The sequence below is a fragment of the Methanobacterium lacus genome (assembly GCF_000191585.1).
In the GTDB taxonomy this organism is placed as follows: domain Archaea; phylum Methanobacteriota; class Methanobacteria; order Methanobacteriales; family Methanobacteriaceae; genus Methanobacterium_B; species Methanobacterium_B lacus.
Genome location: NC_015216.1, coordinates 535,831 through 556,552 on the forward strand (window position 1 = coordinate 535,831; position 20,722 = coordinate 556,552).

Genomic DNA, 20,722 nt, shown 5'->3' on the forward strand with positions numbered 1-20,722 from the left:
ATTGGGCCACATTTAATTTTCCATTTAGATCAAGAATTTCAAAATGATAAAAACTATAAAATACAATCTCAGGATTATTTAAAAAAACTCATTTAAATCTTGAGGGAGTTGTGTTGATAACACGAGCAACATAAAATTTAAGCCCAGCTAAACCATATACAAGAAAAAGATTTGTTGAATTTAATTAATTTATCAAGGAGTTTTGTTTAATGATAGGTGAAAATGAACTTAAAAAATTGTTTCCAGATTTTGAAGAACTTGTACAACCCTCTGGTATCGATCTAAGGATCGATGAAGTTTTTATCCAAAGGGGTCCAGGTTCATTAATTGATAATGAAAAAGAATTACCAGAAATCGAAAAGTTAGAACCACCTATTTATGTATTGAAACCAAAAACATCATATCTGGTGACTGTGGATAGGAAAATAAAGATACCTAAGGGTTATTCCATGCTTTATGTGCCTAGATCAACACTTTTACGTTCATTTGTTTCAGTACACACTGCTGTTGGAGATCCTGGATTTTATGGAACACTCCAGTTCATGGTGTACAACTATGGAGATTTCGACTACAAAGTCAAAAAAGGAGAAAGGATTGCCCAGGGCGTTGTGTTTGATGTCAGTGGATCTGGAGAATACAATGGGAGTTATCAGGAATCAGAATGATTCTCCCAAAATTAAATTTTACCTTCTCAAGATTATCCTGATTTAATATGGGTTTCCAAACGTTTCAAAGCATTATATTTGTCTTTTTTATTTATTTTAGCATCCTCTAAAGCTTCTTTTATAGTTATTATGGAATGATCATAGACTTCTCTATCAACTGGATAGGGAAAACCGTCTTTTCCACCATGGGTAAAACTGTACTTGACAGGATCTTCCCAGCTGGGTTTGGAACCATACACCAGATCTGATATGAGTGCCAGTGCCCGTATTTTTTTGGGTCCTATTCCATTTAATGAAATTAACTCCTCGTAGTTTGAAGGTTGAATTTCACATGCCTGTTTAAGCACTTCAAACTCCCTATCCGAAAGATCTTCATCTAGTACTGGGTGGTGTTTTGGCATTTCATACTCATTGAAATAACAGTCCAGTTTGGACTGGGATTTGGGAATGATTGTTCTGTCTTTGAAATATTTTTTCAGATGTTCTGGATTGTCACAGATCAGATCAACACTTATATCTCGGGTTGCATCGCTTTTATCCGCTGTCATATTCAGAGTTTTTGCTGTTTCATCATCACAACAGATGCCTCTATGGGGATCCACTGTTAACTCATCCACTTCTTCCCCCAACCAGTGGTAACGTCTAGCGTACCTTTTTTCCTGATTCATGCCCTGCTGTATAACTGCCCATTTACCTTTTTCTGTCAGAATGAAGGAATGATGGTAGAGCTGGTACCCATCTTGAACGCATGAATTATCTATCTTCGCTGATATCTTACTTGAATGGATGAGATCCTCAATTTTATTGGTGGAAAGTGAAAATATTTCACCAGCATTTTCAATATCTGAAGGAGTTTTTCTAGAAGCTTTACCCTTCCCACCCCCAACCACTATTCCATGCTTTTCAGGGTTTATAGCACTTTTTAAAGCCCCACAAGTGGTGGTTGTGGTGCCTGAAGAATGCCAATCAAATCCAAGTACACAAGAAAATGCCTGAAACCAGTAAGGATTAGAAATTCTTCTTAAAAATTCATTTGCATCGTATTCATACAACATCACATCCACAATTCCTTCCGTTAACTTTACCATCCTATGAAATAGCCATCTTGGAGCTTTTCCTCCGTGAAGTGGAAGGTTTGCAACAGTTCTTTGCATCATTTCTAATCCCGGTCCAACTGATATTTACATTAAAATTATTCTACCCACTAATTGGTTTTCAACTATTCACTAAACTAATTTTATTATGCTCATGATATTCAGTTTAGGCTAGAGCATGTGAGATGTAATTTAATATTTGGGTAAATAAAGTGCTAAAGCTATTTTTGAAACAATGAAACAAGTAACTTAAACTAAATAATGTGTGAAAAAGGTTTTAGCTTTTTTTTGTGAACTTCTCCTTAAACATGCTTAAACACTATTTTTAAGGTATGCAAAACTATTTTAATTATCATGAGGTTAAATATGATACAGTTAAGATAGGAGGTTAAAAATGCCTGTAAATCAGAATGAAACAAACCTACAAGCAATAACAGTTACAATTGCTCATCTCGAAAAACAAGAAGATAGGGATGAAGAGATGCTGAAAAAATTGAAACATGAAAGACAATCCATCTTGAAGCAGATGAATGTTATTTAAAATTTTTTTTAATTCTTATTCTATTTAACAAATAATAAAAAAATAGGTATTAGGATACGTCTAGCATCCTATCAATGGCTGTTTTTGCTTTTTTTGCAATATCCTCAGGGACTTTCACAACAAATTCCTGGTTTAAAAGAGAATTTTTCACTTTTTCAAGGGTGTGAAGTTTCATAGTTTCACACAGTGCATCATCAAGGGCAGGTATAAAAGTTTTACCCGGATTTTCTCTTCTGAGTCTGGTTACGAGGTCGTACTCAGTGGCAATAATAAATGTGGTCTTATCAGAGGTTTTAGCATGGGCCATCATACCGCCGGTACTCAAAACATAGTCTGCATATTCTTGCACCTCTGCATCACATTCAGGATGTACCAAAATATCTGCTTCGGGATATTTTTCCCTAAGGAAGTACAGGTCTGCGAGGTTAAACATTTTATGCACGTAACAATGACCTCCTTCTGGTGCAGGTATGATCTCTTTGTCTTTAAGTTGGTGGGAAACGAACCATCCTAAATTAGTATCAGGACCGAAAAGTATTCTATCGTTATCAAGACTTTCCACAACTTTAACTGCATTTGCAGATGTACATAAAATATCTGCTTCTGCCTTAGCCTCAGCAAGAGTATTTACATAAAGCACTACTGCGGCATCAGGATATCTTTTTTTATAGGTTTTTATCTCTTCAGCTTTTAACATATGAGCCATGGGACATTCTGCATTCTTATCAGGCAGAACAATCAATTTTTCAGGGTTTAAAATTGCAGCAGTTTCTGCCATGAAATCTACTCCACAGAAAACAACCATATCAGCATCTTCAATTTGAGATGCTTTGATACACAGCTCTAATGAATCTCCAAGGAAATCAGCAATTTCCTGTATATCTCCAGTTTGATAATTATGTGCCAGTATAATGGCATTTTTTTCCTTTTTTAGTTCTATAATCTCTTTTTGAAGTTTATTTAACATAATATCATCCTTGATAATTATTATGGGTGTGATTAACCAAGATAAAATAGTCTGGTTAAATGATTCTTAAATTTCTTTGATAGTTATCAAGCTTATTCAACAAAAATTTGCTATCCATGATCGTCTCAGTAAATAAAAATAACGATCAAATAAACACATAGTTGTAGTAAATAACCTATATTTCTGCACCTTTAAGTGCATGTTTACAGTCACAATCCCTTTCTTCACCCATTTTTGATATTGCAGTATCCATTAGTGAAACCAGATCATGCTTTTTCTTCTCCATAATTTCGAAAACTTCGTCAATAGTTAAATTATTTGGAGATATGGATGCTGCATAGTTGGATACCGTACAAATACTTGCGTAACATATTTCCAGTTCACGTGCAAGTACAGCTTCAGGTATTCCTGTCATGCCTACTACTGTGCCGCCCATTAATTTAAACATTTGAATTTCTGCCGGTGTTTCAAATCTAGGGCCTTCTGTACAAACATAGACTCCATTTTCTACAACGTCTCCTGATGAAGAAATTATCCTTCGCATGTAGTTACAGTAAGGTTCTGTTACATCCACGTGAACTGTACGGCTGTCGTAAAAAGTTCCAGGACGTAACTTTGTGAAATCGATAAAGTCATTTGGAACCATAAAATCACCGGGTTTCACAGTTTTTTCCAACGAACCTACTGCATTTGTTGCTATTATTCTTTCAACTCCCAGTTCCTTCATTGCATATACATTGGCCCTGTAGTTCACCATGTGAGGTGGATTAGAATGGCCCTTTGCATGTCTGGGCATGAATACAACGTCTTTTCCATGCAGTTCAAAGATTGAAACTTCGGGAGATTTACCGTAGGGAGTTTTAATCACCTTGGTATCGATCTCATCACCCAAAGTGACGATTTCATAAATTCCAGTGCCTCCAATAATGCCAATCATTTTGATAACCTAATAATTATTTTATCCCTTTGCTACACCAATTGGAATCATTTTACCTACTAATAATGAGATTCCTGCTTTGTGACAGACGTTAACAACCTGATCCACATCTTTGTATGCTCCGGGTGCTTCTTCCGCAACTACTGGCATGGAATTTGCTTTTAAGGTAATTCCTTTAGATGCAAGCATGCTCTTCACTTCGTCGCCGTTGAATTCTCGTTTAGCACCAGCTCTACTGAGTTTTCTTCCAGCACCATGGGCCGTTGATCCAAATGTTTCTTCCATGGCGGTTTCTGTTCCCTTCAAAATATATGATGCTGTTCCCATTGTACCAGGGATCATGACGGGCTGACCAATTTTTCGGTACTCCTCAGGAATTTCCTCTCTTCCAGGACCAAAGGCCCTTGTAGCACCCTTCCTGTGGACGTAAACTTCTGTTTCAATCCCTTTGATGGTATGTTTTTCTTTTTTGGCTATGTTGTGTGCTACATCGTAGACCACACCCATATTCATATCTTGGGAATCCTTTTTGTATACCTCTTCAAAGGATTCTCTGACCCAGTGAAGGATCATCTGTCTGTTGGTCCAAGCATAATTCGCAGCACAAGACATGGCTTTGAAATAATCTTGAGCTTCTTGAGAATCTACAGGTGCACATGCAAGCTGACGATCTGGAAGATCGATGTTGTAAGCTTTATAAGCTTTGTCCATTGTTCTCAAATAATCTGCACATATCTGATGTCCGCATCCTCTGGATCCAGAATGGATCATGATGGTGATTTGGCCCTCCTCTATTCCAAAGGCTTTGGCAGCTTTTTCATCATAAATCTCTTCCATTTTCTGGATTTCTAAGAAGTGATTTCCTGATCCAAGGGATCCTAGTTGGGGTATTCCTCTTTTTTTAGCCTTTGCACTGACTGCTTCGGAGTCTGCACTTTCCATCTTACCATTTTCTTCAAGGAACTTGAGATCAGATTCCCAACCGTAACCGTTTTCAACAGCCCATTCTGCGCCGTTGTTTAAAACATCGTCAATTTCTCCCTCTTTTAACCGAACTTTACCTTTACTACCTACACCTGATGGCACGTTTTTAAACAAGGTATCAATAAGTTCTTTGATGCGAGGTTTAACATCGTCTTCAGTGAGGTTAGTCCTCACCATTCTCACTCCACAGTTTATGTCAAAACCTACACCGCCGGGACTAATAACTCCAGTTCTTGAACTGAACGCTGCCACTCCTCCGATACTAAATCCATATCCAAAATGAATATCTGGTAAGCCTATAGAAAATTTTTGAATTCCTGGGAGTGTTGCAACATTTGCGACTTGATCTGCTGCACCCTTTTCAAGATCTTCAATTCCTTCATCATCCTGATAAATTCTTCCAGGCACCCTCATACCCTTCTTGTAGCTGGAAGGTATTTCCCATACGCAATCTCTAACCTTTTTTAATTCTTCCATAACCATAAACAACTCTCCAAAACAGAATTTTTTAATTATAATCTTCTTTTTAAATGTAAAATCAATTATTAAAGTTTATAATCTTGTTAACATTGGCTAACTGTATAGGTTTATGTGCAAACTTATATATCATTTTTCCCATGAAAATGTAAACATTCAAGAACTTGGATTTTAAATAATTCCAAGTTCAGAATGCTTTTGAAATATCTGTTCAGCAATTTCATCTAATTTTTTGTAGTCCTCTTCCTTTGGAAATCCCTTTATTATTAATGGCTCAATAGTTTCAACCTTCAGATTTTTGATCATGCCTTCAATTTGTTCAAGCATTCTTCCACCCCATCCATAGGAACCTATGACAGAAACATACTTCAATTTAGGTCTCAAAGCATTGGCCAGGTAAGTGGCATAAACAACACTTGGATGAGGTCCAGTCAATACAGTGGGAGATGCAATAATCATAGTTGTGGCATCAACCAATTCCAAAGCCACTTCACCCATGTCGGTGTAAGTCAAATTCAATGGTTTAACATTCACACCCTTTTTAATCAGAACATCCACCAAATAATTTACCATTCTTTCTGTACTGCCGTGCATAGATATGTAGGGTATTATAACTTCATTTTTACTATCATCAGCTGTCCAATCAGCATAGGCATCCATGATGAACTTTGAATTTTTGTATATGGGGCCATGGCTTGGTGCGATAATATCTATCTCTTCTGTTCCAATTTTTTTCAGATTGTTTTTAATAATTGTCCTAAAGGGCATCATTATCTCTGCGTAGTATCGTTTTGCAGGTTTGTAAATATCCCTGTCGTTTGCAAATGTATGGCTGGTTGCAACGTGGGAACCAAAAAAGTCACATGAGAACAAGATTTTATCCTGTTTAAGATAGCTTACCATGGTGTCTGGCCAATGCACCCATGGAGTAATTATAAATTTCAGAGTTTTCTCACCAAGATCCAGGACATCACCATCTTTAACAGTCATGAACTTATCTTCGGATATCAATAAAAATTCTGTTAAGAGTTCTTTGCATTTAGTATTGGTAACCACCACAGCATCAGGGTAATGCTCCAATATTTTAGGTAAACTTCCAGAATGATCCTGTTCAGCATGATTTGCAATGACGTAATCAATATTCACTTCGAGAGTTCTGAGGTTTTCAAGCAGTTCTTCAGTTTTTGCGGGATCAACGGTATCGATGAGTGCAATTTTGTCTTTACCCTTTACAAGATACGAGTTGTAGCTAGTTCCCTCAGGAATTTGTATGAGTTCATCAAATATTCTTCTATTCCAATCTTCCACACCAACAGAATATACATTTTCTTTTATTGTTTTAATCATTGTACCACCTCAGTTACTAACTAAAAACACATTTTTCAATATTTAATTGCAATAAAGAGAGATCCACATTTGTACTCCATGATCTGAACATTAATTACCAATGTATGAATATTATTATTTGGTTTTTAAAGCATAAAAAAGTTCTGTTATATTCTTTAAATTCCTTAAAACATTATTTCCATCCGTTTAAATTCGATGATTCAGTGGGGATGGCATTTTATTTTTTTCACAAGATAAAACTAAATGAATTGCATAACAAATAATTAAACAAGAAGATTTTGTTTAGAGGAGTGATAATGATAGGGAAAGATGAACTGGTTGACAAAATAGAAACCACGAAATTAGAGAGGAAACAAGATTTAAGTGATTCCTACGAAAAAAAAATCTACTTAGATCGAGATCTTTTATTGATAGTAGGCTACGATCTCGAAGAAAACTTTGAAAATGGTGATAGAGACGAAGAAACTGTTCGCAATTTTTATTGGTACTGGGAAATAAGAAATTCAAAGACTTGGGAAGTTAAATTCGATAATCATGATAAAGATTATAGTTTCTGTGAATCAACTGTTGGCGAATGGACAGATAACGATCGAGTAGAAGATTTTGTGGGAGATGTAGCAGAAGAAGACGTATGCAAATGGAGTGAACAAGATTGGATTGAAGATATCTCAGAGGATATTGCAGATGAAGTTTTGGGTTGGCTTAAAGAACTATAAATTAACTTCTAAAGGATAAAAAAAGTAAAATAAGAGAATTTATTTTTTTTTATTTTTTTTGGAATTTTGATTTTAATGTTGTTGTTGTGTTAGTTGTGGGATCTGCACAGATCGTTGGTAATATGTTGTAGGTTCCAATGTTTAGACTTTTGAGTGTAATCATGAGTTTTCTGGTTTTAAGATCTAATTTGTTTAGTTCCAAGTCACTATTCTTGTTTGGGAGTTGTAGGTCTATTTTCCGTTTCTTGTTGATGCGTTTATGAATTCCAGTCCTTTGGGTATTTTAAAGTTTATAACTATATTTTTGCAGTTAAGATATCATGAATGCTAAGAATATGAAACAGGCGTGAGATTGGAATTTATATTTATCTGGAATAATATGTGAAGTTTGTTTTTGTCTATGAGTTTTTATTAGTTGTTTTAAGTCGAAAAATAGCATCTAAAATCTAGTTTTTCTACAAAAATACACATATTTGGTCTATATCTATTAAAGAAAAACAATCGAAAAGATGAAATCCAAAAAAAGAGTGAACTAAATCAAACAAACTTTTTAAAAAATTTATGAGACAACCATGAATTAAAAAAAGGATTAAAACAAGAATTTTATTTAGGTTTATTTTTTTGCTCTTCCACAGAAACATAGTTGGTTATTTCTATTGAGTAGCCTTTTTCAAAAGCCAGTGTTAGTTTAAGTTCAGGTCCGTTAACATCCTCAATCTGACCTGCCACATATTCCAAAAACCTTTTTTCATTGATGTTTTTTGCAGCTACTTCCTTGAATGCAGTGTTATTTTTGGTGTGTTGACCCACAACTACCTTAGATCCAATGATTTTTATTCCGTAGGTTTCTTCGATATCTAAGTTGTCGGTGTCTTCAAATATTAGAGTCACTTGTTCAGCTGCAGGTTTATTTTTGGAAGCTTTGATCTTTCTCTTACTGCACTTGATTACCTTTTCACCTCTGGCCTTTTCAAGTTCCATCCAACTGTCTTCTATCCATTCTTCCTCTTCTATCCATTCTTCGTCTATCCAGCCTTCTGCATCCATTAATTCATCCATCATGCAATCCAACTCCTCAAAAGTTGTTAACTTCAATGTTCAAATTTTGGTTACTTTTTGTAAAAAATTTTCTAAGATTCAACAATGGAAATATTCAGTTCATCTAATCATTGAATATTCGGGATTTTAATATTTGGGTTTTGAGTTTCCCTTCCTGTTATTTTTTTCTATTTTCATATAAACACTTGGATTTTCCGTATTCTATTTATCTAAAATTATAGTTGTATCGATGATACTTTTAATGGATAGTTGGATTGAGATTTGTAACCAAAAATCCTAGTTTCCCCCATCGATTAAGTCTTAATTTTTCCACCAATATTTGATCATTCTATTTCATCTTAATACATCTTATCAAACATGATTTATATATATTTTGATTTAATTTTCTAAAAAATATTTAATTTAAACAAGGGATTAACAGGATTTGTATGTGCAGTTCCTAGATTATACAAACACATCTTATAATAGTTCTAAAGCTTAATTCCAAGACTCTGATGATTTATAAACTTAAACCAACTGATATCAACTACCTTAATAAAAACATAAAATCACAATCGTGGTATGATCGTGCAATTAGGTTCAAATATCTAGGATAACTTGTAACTCGCAAGTATCTTCCAGATTCACTTCCATCATATGGTAAGTTACTGCTTTGACTTCAGATCTCTTTTCATGAACTTCTGGATTGAATTGTTCACCGAATGCGAGTGCCTCCAAGTAAAATATTTTGGTTTCGTTCTTGAGTTTTCGGTATAATTTCACATTGAACTTCGAGAAAACTAGGTTTTCTGTGTCGTGAAGGAATAGTAGTTCTGACAACCATTCGTAGAGAGTTGAACATTCATCTTCTGCTTCTATCTTGATTTTTTTTATTATTCTGTGTTCGACCTTAGATGTGTCGGTAATAACCTCAAACATTGCGATGGCAGCATTACTAAATGCCACATCAATGGTGTCACCGTATGCTTTAAATCCTACGTCTGCAGTTACATCGAAAAATTCATACTTCAAATTTTCTTCAGAATCGTTTTTTGTAAACAAATTTATCCACCTTAGATTTTTTTATTACATCCATATTTTTTATAGTTATTTCAATGATATTGCCTTTGATTACTTATCAAATGCTCTCTATCTCTTGTTTTAAATGTGTTGCAGAGATCTTAATAGTATGGGAGGAAAGTAATTATGCAAAGAATTTATGGAAGAAATCAAACACCCAATTTAAGGAAAAAATCAGGATTAATAAACTACTTCGATGATCATTACCTTGATCCAGTGTCTTGCATGATCATAGTATTGATTGTAACGGTTTTCATAGCCAGTATAATGTTTGTTGCAGCTGCACCAAATTCTAACTTACTATACTCTGCATGAACATGTTGATTTTTTTTAATTCTATTAATCAATTCTTTCTAGACACTTTAGAATATCTTCAGAATCAAACCTCAAAATAATCAGTCTGGAATTTCCTTTAACACCCTTTCCAGTGAATTTTGTATCTATCATCCTTAAAAATTCTAATTTATTCAATTTTCTATCGAAGGAAGCGTAACTGGTGGGATGAGCATTGTTGAAAAGTTTATACAGATCACCTGCAATCAGATCATCTGTTTCGTACTCTGCTATTGCCTTTAAAAGTAATTTATCCTCATTTGAAAGAGTTTTAAGAGTACTTCTAAGGTTAGTAGAACTAGTATTGCTCAAAGCTTGCTTTAAATGTTTTTCTTCAATGGTTTTTGATGCATCTGCCTCTGCAAAATTACCACTTACCCTGAGCAGATCTATTCCCATTCTAAGGTCTCCAACTTCTGATGCTTGTTCTGCAATGGTGTTCAAAAGTTCATCTGATATAACATCGGGATAAAATCCTGCCCTCACCCTGTCCTTTAAGATATCAAACATTTCCGGTGTGCTGTATGGATCGAAGACGACTTCTTGGGGAATGAAAACAGATGTAACATTTTTATCAAGCATGTATCTGAATTCTATGTCGGATAATATGGCAAAAATACCTGTTTTAACTCCTTTAAACTCTTCATGAGCCCGTAAAATGTCATAAAATATTTTATTTGCATTTTTGCTATGAAACAAATAGCTTACATCGTCCAGTGCAACAACCATGGATTTTTTTTCTTTCTGCAAATGTTTCATTATGCTTCCGTAGATCCTTGAAAATGGGACTCCGGTTTCAGGAGGCATATGACCAAATATTTTGTTGTAGATCTGGGAGAAAATATTGAATCTAGTTGTATGAAGTTGGCAATTAACATATACACATACAACTTTGTCAGAGTTACTTTCAACCATGTTGAAAATTTTATTTATGGCTGTTGTTTTTCCAGTGGCAGGAGAACCTAAAACAACAGTATTTATGGGACGTCCTCCTTTTAAAGCTGGCCTTAAACATATTGCAAGAGATTCCATCTGATTTTCCCTGTGAAGATAGTTATCAGGCACGTAATCTGGATTAAATGCGTCTATGTTCTTGAAAATGGTTTCATCAAATAGTAGTATATCTTCGATTCCCATGTATTGTTATCTGGTGGTTTAAAATATAAAATATTGGTTTTAAAAAAAATAAACAAATTTTTGATCTGAGGGTTATTTTGAAATGGGAATATCGCTAAATTCTATATTCTTAACCATTGAAATTGTCTCTCCGTTGGAAACATTACAGATGGTAATTTCTTCGTTTTCAACCATCCATTCAACTAATTTTTTGGCATATTGGAGCTTTTTTTCCTTTATACTGTCTGCATGCCCTAATTCGCCATCAATATCCGGCCTTGAATATTTTGTGACTACCTTTCCGAAGTCCATTCCCGCAAGAATTATATTTTTGGCCTTGAGTTTACCTGCAAGAAACAGACATCTATCTCCATCTGTGAATCCTCCAAAGTTGTAAATATTTTTTAATGGAGTACTTTGTGTGGTTCCCAATACATTTTCCAACTTGGGAACATATTTTTTTAAAGTTTCCATGTTGTTTCCATGGGCATGGACAACCATGATACTGCCCTGATGGTTAGATGTTAGGAGATCATCAATATTACCATCCAAATCTGTTACCACAATTTCAGGAACTATATCCTCTTCTAATAATGCAGTTACAGCCCCATCCGCGCAGATCACGCTGAAATTTTCCATATTTATTTGTTTAAATTCGAGAACATTCTCTTTCAACGATGGCCCTGCACCGAATATTACCACATTTTCTTTTATCTTGATATCTGTTGGGGACAAACCATCATCGCCCAGAAGATTTTGCAGTAGCTTAGCAGATTCTTCGTCTGCAGACCTATCAAATCCGAAATCAGCCAAAATTTCATCGTACCAAGAAAACCATTGCACAAGATTCATACAGTTAGGTTGGTTTAGTACCAAATATAATTTGTTTAACAGGTGGTATTTGCTTCGACGCATATTACTTATTTTTTTCTTTTTCTCTTTAAAAACAATTAAATAGCTTTATTGGAGTTTATCCTACTTTTATTCATATTTTTTAGCAGGGAATATCTAAAAATTATTCTCCTTAAAACTAAATTCAACACAGCCTGATAATTTCAGCGTCAAGTATATAAAGCCATTTTTCATACATTATCACATCCCCTCAAACCTTGACAAATTTCATGGTACGAGGTTTCCTTGGGGGAATATGATGGTAGAACATTTAAGGAAAAAAAATAGTTTCAATTTAAATTGGAGGTTTTATTAAGATGAATGAGACGTTGCTGATGATACCAGGTCCTACACGGGTTTCATCACGAGTTTTAAAGGCTATGTCTGAGAGCATAGTGAACCATAGAAGTGCTGTGTTTGGTGAGATACTGACAGAAACCAATGAAATGATGTCAGAAGTATTTCAGACTCAGAACCAGTCCTATTTAATCACAGGTTCAGGTACAGCTGCAATGGAAGCAGCCCTTGGAAATGTGATTAGTGAGGGCGACAAGGTTTTAAATATTGTAGGTGGAAAATTTGGAGAAAGGTTCATGCAGATAACCGAAACCCACGGTGGAGTTCCAGTGGAACTAGAGGTTGAATGGGGAAATGCAGCAAATCCTGAAGATATCCGCTACATCCTTGAAGAAGAGGAAGAAATCAAAGCAGTAACAATGGTTCATAATGAAACTTCCACAGGTGTTGAAAATCCAATAGAAGAAGTAGGTAAAATTTTAAAGGATTTTGACGCTCTTTACGTTGTTGACACAGTTTCATCCCTAGGTGGCGCTGATGTTCAAGTGGATAATTTTGGTATCGATATCTGTGTAACCGGATCACAAAAATGTCTTGCAGCACCTCCGGGAATGGCTGCAATAACATTGAATGATGATGCATGGAAAGTTGTGGACAAAACAGAATCCAAAACCTATTATTTAAACCTCAAAAAATACAGAAAGAGCGGATCAAAAGCTGTTCCAGAAACACCTTACACACCATCTGTTTCACTCATGTATGCAATGAACGAGGCATTAAAAATAATAATGGAAGAAGGATTAGAAGCCAGAATTAAAAGACATGAACAAGCAGCTAAAGCTACTGTAAATGGTGTTAAGGCCATTGGACTAGAACTGTTTGCAAGTGAAGATGCTTCTTCTAGCACAGTAACGGCTGTAAACATGCCTGAAGGAATGACTGATAAAAACTTCAGGGGTACTATGAGAAACAAATATCGCATAGAACTTGCAGGTGGTCAAGATCATCTCAAAGGCAATGTTTTCAGAATTGGACATATGGGAAACATAACCCACAGGGAAATAATTTCAACCATAGCAGCTATAGAAATGTCTTTGAAGGAATTTGGTTACGAAGTAGAATTAGGAACTGGAGTTGCAGCAGTACAGGAAAGTTACATGCCTGGAAACAACTCACTCGAATTCTTCTAATTCCATTTTCTTTATTTTTTTATTTATTTTTAGATTCAGTATTTTTTTTAGGATTTAATTCGAGTTTCATCAAAAAAGATAATTTTTTTAGCTGTTGTTGGTGTATTCAAACACCCCTAACAATCGATGCAATGGTTTTCAGTATTATGGGACCATCCATCCTAGTCTGTCTGAGTATGTATCTAGGTCTAAGATAAAACTCTGTGAATGCTTTTTTCTGCAACTTTCTCAGTTCTTCCAGGGAACAGTCCACAGTTTCAAGGACGGGACTTAGTAAAGTGTACTTGGACCAGTCATTAATTTTTATCAAATTTTCACTGGCGGCTTTGATGTAAAAATCTGTTCCAGGGTAGGGTGTGGCTAAAGAAAACACAGCGTAGGATGGTTCTAGTTGCTTCACAAAATTGATGGTGTTTCTAATACTGCTCTTGGTATCTCCGGGCATTCCAAGAACAACAGATGCTATTGTTCTCATGTCATATTTTCTTGTGAGTTCGAAGGTTTCTTTTATCTTGGCGATGTTGGTTTTTTTGTTCACTTCATTTAGTACTTGTTGATCAGCAGATTCAACCCCTAAAAACATGGTGATGCACCCAGCATCTTTCATGGTTTTCAACAAGTCTTCGGATATGGTGTCAACCCGTGCAGTACAGCCCCAATAATTCTTTAATCCCCTTTCCTTAATTGCTTCACATATCTCATAGACTCTTTTTTTGCTGATTGTGAAGGTGTCATCCATAAAAGCCACCATTTCGATGTCGTGTTCATTTACAAGATGTTCCATTTCATCAACAACACTCTTAGCAGATCTTAAACGCAGCTTATGTCCGTGCATTGCAGAAGATGCACAAAATGAGCATTGATATGGGCAGCCTCTGCCAGATATTATGGTGCCTGTGGTAAGTTTCATGTTGAGAATTTTGTATTCATCCATTGGTAACAAATGCCTTGCAGGAAATGGGAGACTGTCTAGATCTTCAATAATTTTTCTGGGTTCTGTTACAAAATCCCTTGTAGCTATACCCTCTACTTCCTGGAGATCTCGACCCTTTTCCAGTGCATCAACCAGATCCACCATTGTTAATTCACCTTCACCCTTAACAACGATATCAACAAAATCGTTTTTCAACATTTCTGGAAATGTGAATGTGGGATGGTAACCACCTAAAACAGTCACAGCATTTGGACAAACCTCTTTAGATAGTTTTGCTGTTTCAAGTGCACTTCCTATAGTTGGTGTGACAGAGGTAATTGCAATAATATCCGGTGAATAATTTTTAATTTCCTTTGAAACCCCTTCATGATCCATTTCAAGGGCAGGTGCATCTAATATTTTTACTGTGACCCCATGTTTTTCAAGCATAGCTGCGATATATGCAATACCCAATGGTGGAGCAACTAAACCTATAAATTTATACTTTGACGAGTTATATGGTGGATTTATCATCAATACTTTCATTCTAATACCTCTGGCAATGGAATACATTCTGTCTGATCTACTTCGATATCTAAAAGATATGGTTTTTGCATCGTTAAAGCTTTCCTTACAGCCTTAATAACTTCTCCGGGAGAATTAACACCCAAACTATTCACATGGTATGATTCTGCAAGTTTTTTAAAGTCAGGATTTTCCAATTCAACCTGATAACTTTTTCCATAGTACATTTCCTGCCACTGTTTGATTATCCTAAGGGAACTGTTATTAATGATACATATCACAATTGGAAGCTTTAATTCATGAATAGTTCCAAGTTCCTGCAGTGTCATTTGAAAATCACCATCACCCACAATGGCTACAACTGGTTTTCCAGGATTTGCAAGAGATGCACCAATCGCAGCAGGAACACCATATCCCATTGGTCCAAAACCTCCTGAAAAAAGTAATGATGCTGGTGTTTTAACATTTTTAAGCAGAGTGACCCATGTTGTGTGGGTTCCTGCATCATTCACAATAACAGAATCTTCAGCAGCATCAAGAATTTCTTTAATTGCTCTTTGGGGTTTAATTGGGATGGTGCTAAAATTTGTTTTAACAGTAAAGGTTTTAGGATGTTTAAATATATTAGAACGCCATTCTTCATTATTTAATAGTTGGACATTATTTATTTCATCTAAAAATTGATTAACATCGCCTTGAATCTTCAAATCACCATCAAGAACTCTTTCATCAAGATTTACATGTATAATTTTAGCTTCACCAATTCCTTGACAGGTACGTTCAGATAACCTGCAACCCAGTGCAAGGATCAGATCAGAATTTTTTCCAGCGTAGTTAGCTGCTTTGGTTCCCCTTAAACCAATCATACCCACTGATAAATCATGATCTTCAGGAAGTACTCCGCGGGAATGGTAAGTGCTTGCAACCGGAATTTTATGCTTTTCTGCAAAATTTAAAAGTTTATCTGATGATTTACTCCATAAAACACCGGCACCTGCAATTATTAAAGGTTTTTCAGAATTTTCAATGAGTTTCAGACTCTCTTCTGTGATGAGGGGGTTTATGAAATTTTTAATGTTGTTGTTTTCCAAAATTGAATCAACTAAACTGTCTTCCACCAAACTCTCAAGAACATCCTTTGGAAAGTTTAAATGAACTGGACCTTTACGTTTATACTTCAATATATTAAACGCATTAATAAGGGCTAAAACACCTTCTTCAGCGTTTTGTATCTGAAAACTTTCGATGGTTATGGGTTGGAACACTCCGTTGATATCAATGTCTTGAAATCCATGTTTACCCTTCAATTTGAGGGGAACATCTCCAGTTACAACGATCATGGGTACAGAGTCTTTATAAGCTGTAGCAACTCCCATTACTAAATTCATTGCTCCAGGACCTCCAGTTGCTATACAAACCCCAGTATTTGATGAAGCTCTTGCAAAGCCATCTGCAGCATGTGCTGCTCCTTGCTCATGTCTCATTAGAACATGTTCAATTTCAGATTCTTTCAATGCATCGTACAATGGTAAAATCTGTTCTCCAGGGTGTCCAAATATAAATTTAACCCCAAATTTTTCGAAAACTTTAACCAGTGCATCAGCACATCGTAGCGTATGTGATTCCATTACCCTTAATATGGTTTTTAAATAGTATAAATTTTGGGAATTTGGAATCTCACAAATTATTAATGTTTCAAAAAAGATAATAAGATAGAAAATGATTGTTTCTAAAATACAGATGATCCAGAATATGTTTTCATATAGAGTAGAATGATTCAATTAGCAGAATAAGTATTTAAACGGGGGGATTAAATGCCTGGTGATTTAGATTCTTTACTCAAAGAAAAACGGATTTTTAAACCATCTTTGGAATTTGTTAAAGATTCTAATATCTATAAATGGATGGAAAAGCGTAATATAAAGGATTATGATGAATTATTAGAATTAGCAGAGAAGGATCCTGAATGGTTCTGGGATGAACTTGCTCATGAACTAGAATGGTTTGAACCCTATACCAAAACCTTCAACTGGAATCCACCCCATGCAGAATGGTTTGTTAATGGAAAATTTAACATTGTACAAAATGCCATTGACAGACATGCCCATGGGGAACAAAAGGATAAAACCGCATTTATATGGGAAGGAGAATCTGGTGAGGTTCGTAGTTTAACTTATAAACAACTCCAAATGCAAGTTAACAAATTTGCTAATGTTTTGAGGGATCTTGGAGTTAAAAAAGGTGATACAGTTAGTATTTATCTTCCAATGATTCTAGAACTACCAATTGCAATGTTAGCATGTGCAAAGATTGGGGCCATACATTCCGTGGTTTTTTCAGGATTTTGGGCAAAGGCTTTTCAAGAAAGAATAAATGATGCTGATTCAAAGGTTGCGATAACTGCAGATGGTTTCACAAGAAGGGGTAAACAGATTTGTCTCAAGGAAAATGTTGATGTGATTTTGGAAAACACCCCAAGCATCCAAAAATTGATTGTAGTTGAACATGCCAAGATTCCTATTGAAATGGATTCAAATAGGGACATATGGTGGCATGAAGCCATGGAAAAAGCAGTATTTGAATGTACAACAGAAGAGATGGATCCAGAAGACCCACTATTTATTCTATACACCTCTGGAACAACTGGGAAACCCAAGGGAGTTGTACATGTACATGGGGGATATGGTGTTGGAGTTTACACCACACTGAAATTTGTTTTTGACATTAAACCCGATGATATCTGGTGGTGTGCAGCAGATATAGGATGGATCACTGGACACAGCTACATAGTATACGCGCCCCTCATGATGGGTGCAACATCGGTGATCTACGAGGGAACACCGGACTATCCAGATCCCGGACGTGTGTGGAGTATGATTGAAAAGTACAATGTATCAGTGTTTTACACTGCACCAACCACAGTTAGGATGTTCATGAAATTTGGTGAAAAATGGCCTGAAAAATATGATATCAGTTCTTTAAGGTTGCTCGGCAGTGTGGGTGAACCAATTAATCCAGAAGCATGGATATGGTACCATGAAGTTATAGGAAAGAGTCGTTGTCCAATTATGGACACATGGTGGCAGACAGAAACAGGAATGCATCTCATCACGCCACTGCCCATCTCAGATCTAAAACCCGGTTCAGCTGTTAAACCATTCCCAACCATTGTTGCAGATGTAATTGATGATGATGGAAATTCCATTAAAGGGGGTGGGGGACATTTGGTTATCAAATCAACATGGCCGGCCATGTTTAGAACCCTGTACAACGATCCAAACAGGTACGAAGCCTACTGGAGCAGTTTTAAAAACACGTATTTAAGTGGGGATGTGGCACGTAAAGATGATGATGGCTATTTCTGGATACAGGGCCGAGAAGATGATGTGTTAAATGTTGCAGGGCATAGGATCAGTACCGCAGAGGTGGAATCTGCACTTGTAAGTCATCCTGGTGTAGCAGAAGCTGCAGTTGTGGGAAAACCCGATGAAATTAAAGGTGAAGAGATAAGTGCCTTTGTTGTGATCAAAGAGAACTACCACTTCGAAACAAGTTATGAAACTGTGCTAAGACACCACGTTAGAACTGAAATAGGCCCCATAGCAACACCTAAATATATAAAATTAGTTGGAGATCTTCCGAAAACTCGTTCAGGAAAGATCATGCGCCGTGTGATCAAGGCCAGAGTTAAGGGTGAAACAGTGGGAGACACAAGCACACTCGCAAATCCAGAAGCAGTAAAAGAAATAGAGAAGTTGGATTAAAAAAAATCTGATGGTACAAACCAATCCAGTAACCTATACATTTTCCTTAACAAATTTGCTTAAAAATTCTGTAAACATTAAAAAGGGTTTCTTAAAGGGACCGGAACGATAACCAACCTTTTGAATCATGGATATGTCTCTAGGAACTAATGTATTCGTAAATGCAAGTATCATGATGTATATCAAAGGCAAAACAACCAGTGAAACAAAGAATGTTAAAATGGTTTTTGGCAGTAATATCATAGATAAACCTGCTATAACTGTTGCCAATCCTACTTTTGCCAGGTTTGAATAATCCAGTTCTGTTCCTGTTACTTGAAGAGTTTTCTTGGTGGTTAAAACCATTATGATGAATGATGCAACGGTTGTTGCAATTGCAGCTCCATTTAAACCTAATATTGGAACCAAAAGAACTGTTAGTACTAAATTGCTGACTGTTCCAATCACCAGATAAACCATAGCAGGGTAGGGTTTTCCAGCACCCTGCAGGACACTTGCAGAAATACCGTAAACAGAGAAGAAAGCCATTCCAACCACTAAGATCATTAGGGACGTCCCTGAAAAACTATATGCCATTGGTTTTGAAGGGAAGAGAAGCTGCATTATAGGTTCTCCAAAAATGATAACAATTGCACATAGGGGGAGCAGTACCAATAGAAGATACCTGTATGCCAGTGAAACATATTTTTTGACTAAACTGCTTCCATTCAATGCAAATGCTTCAGATGCTGCTGGTAAAAGTACAACTGCAACTGAAGATGATATTACCAAAGGAAGCCTGGCAATCGGACTTGCAACGTTGTAGTAACCAAGCAGTGAGAATCCTAACATAGGAGGAACAATAAAGTTCACAGTCTGAAATAGGGTTAATTCTGCGAGGCCAGTAATAATTACAGGAGTACTAAATAACAGAAGCATTTTTACTAGTTTCAATTCTCCAATGCTTTTTTCAGGTTTTTTAACATTCTTCAATCCATCCCAAAATTTCCTTCGGAATATGATGACTGCTGAAACCGCTGCAATAGCAAAACCGATAATGCTTCCCACTACAGCACCAAGAACATAGAATCCTGCCAGTATAAACACAACAGCCAAACTTATCATGAATATCTGTTCAACAGCCCGTGTGATCATGATATCTGTCATTTCTTGATATCCCTGGAAAACACCTCTAAACAAACCTAAAATTACGCTGAATGGTGCAATGAAACTCACGGCTTGTAACAATGCTGTGAGTTCAGGACCGCCCTTCATGTAATCTGAGATGTAACCCGCAGAAAAATAGAAGACAGTGACGAAGACCACGCTCATTAAGATCATGATCTTCAATGAACTGAATATCACCTTCTTAACCATGTACCTATCATCCTTTGCAAGGTACTCTGATACATATTTGGCTATTGCTGGAGGAAGTCCTGCTACGGCAATTAGAATTAAAATCCATTGAAAGGACATTGCAGTGTTTAGCATTCCATAGGCATTGATATCCAGTAAAGATAGCATCAGAACCATGAATATGTATCCTCCAACCCTGAAGAATATGGTTCCAATGAGTATGATGAAACTGCCCTTCAATAATTTATGCATAACCCTTTGTTAGCTCTTGACTATTTAAAGTTATAGTATATAAAAATAGAACTTTACCATTTTAAGTAGGATAAATCATAATTTGGGACTCTTTAACCTAAAACTAATATAAAATTAGGGGTTCTTGATAGTTTTACAGTTAATTAATTGAGTTACAAAAATGGTTCGAAGATTGGACATGAATAATCTACTATATTTTAAGAATAAAAAAAAATAAAACTACAAACTTGATATGATTATGGATTTTAAAAAAAATATTG

Annotated in this window: 19 protein-coding genes; 6 read left to right on the forward strand and 13 right to left on the reverse strand. The window is 35.9% G+C overall.

Annotated elements, in window-relative coordinates; genetic code table 11:
* Window positions 1-209: 209 nt before the first annotated feature.
* Window positions 210-665, forward strand: coding sequence for a dCTP deaminase (locus METBO_RS02820; RefSeq protein WP_013644154.1), 456 nt, complete (start codon window positions 210-212; stop codon window positions 663-665).
* Between the two features lie 32 nt (window positions 666-697).
* Here the strand turns inward: METBO_RS02820 and METBO_RS02825 are convergent, their stop codons facing one another.
* Window positions 698-1,822 carry a DUF763 domain-containing protein gene (locus METBO_RS02825; protein WP_013644155.1) on the reverse strand — a complete coding sequence of 375 codons (1,125 nt, stop codon included), beginning with the start codon at window positions 1,820-1,822 and terminating at the stop codon, window positions 698-700.
* A gap of 331 nt (window positions 1,823-2,153) precedes the next feature.
* On the opposite strand from METBO_RS02825, the gene METBO_RS13815 reads away from it, so the two are divergent.
* On the forward strand, window positions 2,154-2,300 hold the full coding sequence (locus tag METBO_RS13815; RefSeq protein ID WP_013644156.1) for a hypothetical protein: 147 nt from the start codon (window positions 2,154-2,156) through the stop codon (window positions 2,298-2,300).
* A 49-nt stretch (window positions 2,301-2,349) separates the two neighbouring features.
* On the opposite strand, the gene nadA is transcribed toward METBO_RS13815, so the two are convergent.
* From nadA to METBO_RS02845, 4 genes are all read right to left on the reverse strand, one after another.
* Window positions 2,350-3,267, reverse strand: coding sequence for a quinolinate synthase NadA (gene nadA, locus METBO_RS02830; RefSeq protein ID WP_013644157.1), 918 nt, complete (start codon window positions 3,265-3,267; stop codon window positions 2,350-2,352).
* Between the two features lie 175 nt (window positions 3,268-3,442).
* Window positions 3,443-4,204: an S-methyl-5'-thioadenosine phosphorylase gene (mtnP, locus tag METBO_RS02835; protein WP_013644158.1), complete on the reverse strand. Its 762-nt coding sequence runs from the start codon at window positions 4,202-4,204 to the stop codon at window positions 3,443-3,445.
* Window positions 4,205-4,225: 21 nt separating this feature from the next.
* On the reverse strand, window positions 4,226-5,671 hold the full coding sequence (locus METBO_RS02840; RefSeq protein WP_013644159.1) for an RtcB family protein: 1,446 nt from the start codon (window positions 5,669-5,671) through the stop codon (window positions 4,226-4,228).
* Window positions 5,672-5,836: 165 nt separating this feature from the next.
* Complete coding sequence (locus METBO_RS02845) at window positions 5,837-7,012, reverse strand: FprA family A-type flavoprotein (protein ID WP_013644160.1); 1,176 nt, start codon at window positions 7,010-7,012, stop codon at window positions 5,837-5,839.
* A 296-nt stretch (window positions 7,013-7,308) separates the two neighbouring features.
* On the opposite strand from METBO_RS02845, the gene METBO_RS02850 reads away from it, so the two are divergent.
* A complete protein-coding gene (locus METBO_RS02850; protein ID WP_013644161.1) occupies window positions 7,309-7,728 on the forward strand; it encodes a hypothetical protein in 420 nt (139 codons plus the stop codon).
* Between the two features lie 49 nt (window positions 7,729-7,777).
* Here the strand turns inward: METBO_RS02850 and METBO_RS13560 are convergent, their stop codons facing one another.
* The 3 genes from METBO_RS13560 to METBO_RS02860 form a co-directional block, all read right to left on the reverse strand.
* A complete protein-coding gene (locus METBO_RS13560) occupies window positions 7,778-7,930 on the reverse strand; it encodes a hypothetical protein (RefSeq protein ID WP_158304882.1) in 153 nt (50 codons plus the stop codon).
* Between the two features lie 401 nt (window positions 7,931-8,331).
* A complete protein-coding gene (locus tag METBO_RS02855) occupies window positions 8,332-8,790 on the reverse strand; it encodes a hypothetical protein (protein ID WP_013644162.1) in 459 nt (152 codons plus the stop codon).
* A 576-nt stretch (window positions 8,791-9,366) separates the two neighbouring features.
* Window positions 9,367-9,828 carry an archease gene (locus tag METBO_RS02860; protein ID WP_013644163.1) on the reverse strand — a complete coding sequence of 154 codons (462 nt, stop codon included), beginning with the start codon at window positions 9,826-9,828 and terminating at the stop codon, window positions 9,367-9,369.
* A gap of 144 nt (window positions 9,829-9,972) precedes the next feature.
* Between METBO_RS02860 and METBO_RS02865 the strand changes: the two genes are divergently transcribed.
* A complete protein-coding gene (locus METBO_RS02865; protein WP_048186327.1) occupies window positions 9,973-10,161 on the forward strand; it encodes a hypothetical protein in 189 nt (62 codons plus the stop codon).
* A 24-nt stretch (window positions 10,162-10,185) separates the two neighbouring features.
* Here the strand turns inward: METBO_RS02865 and METBO_RS02870 are convergent, their stop codons facing one another.
* Together METBO_RS02870 and METBO_RS02875 are read right to left on the reverse strand one after the other, a co-directional pair.
* Entirely contained in the window at window positions 10,186-11,316 is a 1,131-nt protein-coding gene (locus METBO_RS02870) for an ORC1-type DNA replication protein (RefSeq protein WP_013644164.1), read from the reverse strand.
* A 72-nt stretch (window positions 11,317-11,388) separates the two neighbouring features.
* On the reverse strand, window positions 11,389-12,147 hold the full coding sequence (locus METBO_RS02875) for a 6-hydroxymethylpterin diphosphokinase MptE-like protein (RefSeq protein ID WP_048186329.1): 759 nt from the start codon (window positions 12,145-12,147) through the stop codon (window positions 11,389-11,391).
* Window positions 12,148-12,503: 356 nt separating this feature from the next.
* On the opposite strand from METBO_RS02875, the gene METBO_RS02880 reads away from it, so the two are divergent.
* Complete coding sequence (locus METBO_RS02880) at window positions 12,504-13,673, forward strand: pyridoxal-phosphate-dependent aminotransferase family protein (protein ID WP_013644166.1); 1,170 nt, start codon at window positions 12,504-12,506, stop codon at window positions 13,671-13,673.
* A 106-nt stretch (window positions 13,674-13,779) separates the two neighbouring features.
* On the opposite strand, the gene METBO_RS02885 is transcribed toward METBO_RS02880, so the two are convergent.
* Together METBO_RS02885 and METBO_RS02890 are read right to left on the reverse strand one after the other, a co-directional pair.
* Entirely contained in the window at window positions 13,780-15,132 is a 1,353-nt protein-coding gene (locus METBO_RS02885) for a B12-binding domain-containing radical SAM protein (RefSeq protein ID WP_013644167.1), read from the reverse strand.
* Window positions 15,129-16,739 (reverse strand): thiamine pyrophosphate-binding protein, encoded by a 1,611-nt coding sequence (locus tag METBO_RS02890; RefSeq protein ID WP_013644168.1) that lies wholly within the window; start codon window positions 16,737-16,739, stop codon window positions 15,129-15,131. Before METBO_RS02890 ends, METBO_RS02885 begins: the two co-directional genes overlap by 4 nt.
* Before the next feature lie 186 nt (window positions 16,740-16,925).
* Between METBO_RS02890 and acs the strand changes: the two genes are divergently transcribed.
* Complete coding sequence (acs, locus tag METBO_RS02895) at window positions 16,926-18,875, forward strand: acetate--CoA ligase (RefSeq protein WP_013644169.1); 1,950 nt, start codon at window positions 16,926-16,928, stop codon at window positions 18,873-18,875.
* A 33-nt stretch (window positions 18,876-18,908) separates the two neighbouring features.
* Here the strand turns inward: acs and METBO_RS02900 are convergent, their stop codons facing one another.
* The gene (locus METBO_RS02900; protein ID WP_013644170.1) at window positions 18,909-20,462 is read right to left on the reverse strand and encodes a flippase; all 1,554 of its coding nucleotides are present in this window, start codon (window positions 20,460-20,462) and stop codon (window positions 18,909-18,911) included.
* Between the last annotated feature and the right edge of the window lie 260 nt (window positions 20,463-20,722).

Coding starts and splice junctions, on each gene's coding strand:
- METBO_RS02825 (WP_013644155.1), bottom strand. CDS start 1,822: ATGATGCAAAGAACTGTTGCAAACCTTCCACTTCACGGAGGAAAAGCT.
- METBO_RS02820 (WP_013644154.1), top strand. CDS start 210: ATGATAGGTGAAAATGAACTTAAAAAATTGTTTCCAGATTTTGAAGAA.
- METBO_RS13815 (WP_013644156.1), top strand. CDS start 2,154: ATGCCTGTAAATCAGAATGAAACAAACCTACAAGCAATAACAGTTACA.
- METBO_RS02840 (WP_013644159.1), bottom strand. CDS start 5,671: ATGGTTATGGAAGAATTAAAAAAGGTTAGAGATTGCGTATGGGAAATA.
- METBO_RS02855 (WP_013644162.1), bottom strand. CDS start 8,790: ATGATGGATGAATTAATGGATGCAGAAGGCTGGATAGACGAAGAATGG.
- acs (WP_013644169.1), top strand. CDS start 16,926: ATGCCTGGTGATTTAGATTCTTTACTCAAAGAAAAACGGATTTTTAAA.
- METBO_RS02900 (WP_013644170.1), bottom strand. CDS start 20,462: ATGCATAAATTATTGAAGGGCAGTTTCATCATACTCATTGGAACCATA.
- METBO_RS02845 (WP_013644160.1), bottom strand. CDS start 7,012: ATGATTAAAACAATAAAAGAAAATGTATATTCTGTTGGTGTGGAAGAT.
- METBO_RS02850 (WP_013644161.1), top strand. CDS start 7,309: ATGATAGGGAAAGATGAACTGGTTGACAAAATAGAAACCACGAAATTA.
- METBO_RS02880 (WP_013644166.1), top strand. CDS start 12,504: ATGAATGAGACGTTGCTGATGATACCAGGTCCTACACGGGTTTCATCA.
- METBO_RS02865 (WP_048186327.1), top strand. CDS start 9,973: ATGCAAAGAATTTATGGAAGAAATCAAACACCCAATTTAAGGAAAAAA.
- mtnP (WP_013644158.1), bottom strand. CDS start 4,204: ATGATTGGCATTATTGGAGGCACTGGAATTTATGAAATCGTCACTTTG.
- METBO_RS02890 (WP_013644168.1), bottom strand. CDS start 16,739: ATGGAATCACATACGCTACGATGTGCTGATGCACTGGTTAAAGTTTTC.
- METBO_RS02870 (WP_013644164.1), bottom strand. CDS start 11,316: ATGGGAATCGAAGATATACTACTATTTGATGAAACCATTTTCAAGAAC.
- METBO_RS02875 (WP_048186329.1), bottom strand. CDS start 12,147: ATGAATCTTGTGCAATGGTTTTCTTGGTACGATGAAATTTTGGCTGAT.
- nadA (WP_013644157.1), bottom strand. CDS start 3,267: ATGTTAAATAAACTTCAAAAAGAGATTATAGAACTAAAAAAGGAAAAA.
- METBO_RS02885 (WP_013644167.1), bottom strand. CDS start 15,132: ATGAAAGTATTGATGATAAATCCACCATATAACTCGTCAAAGTATAAA.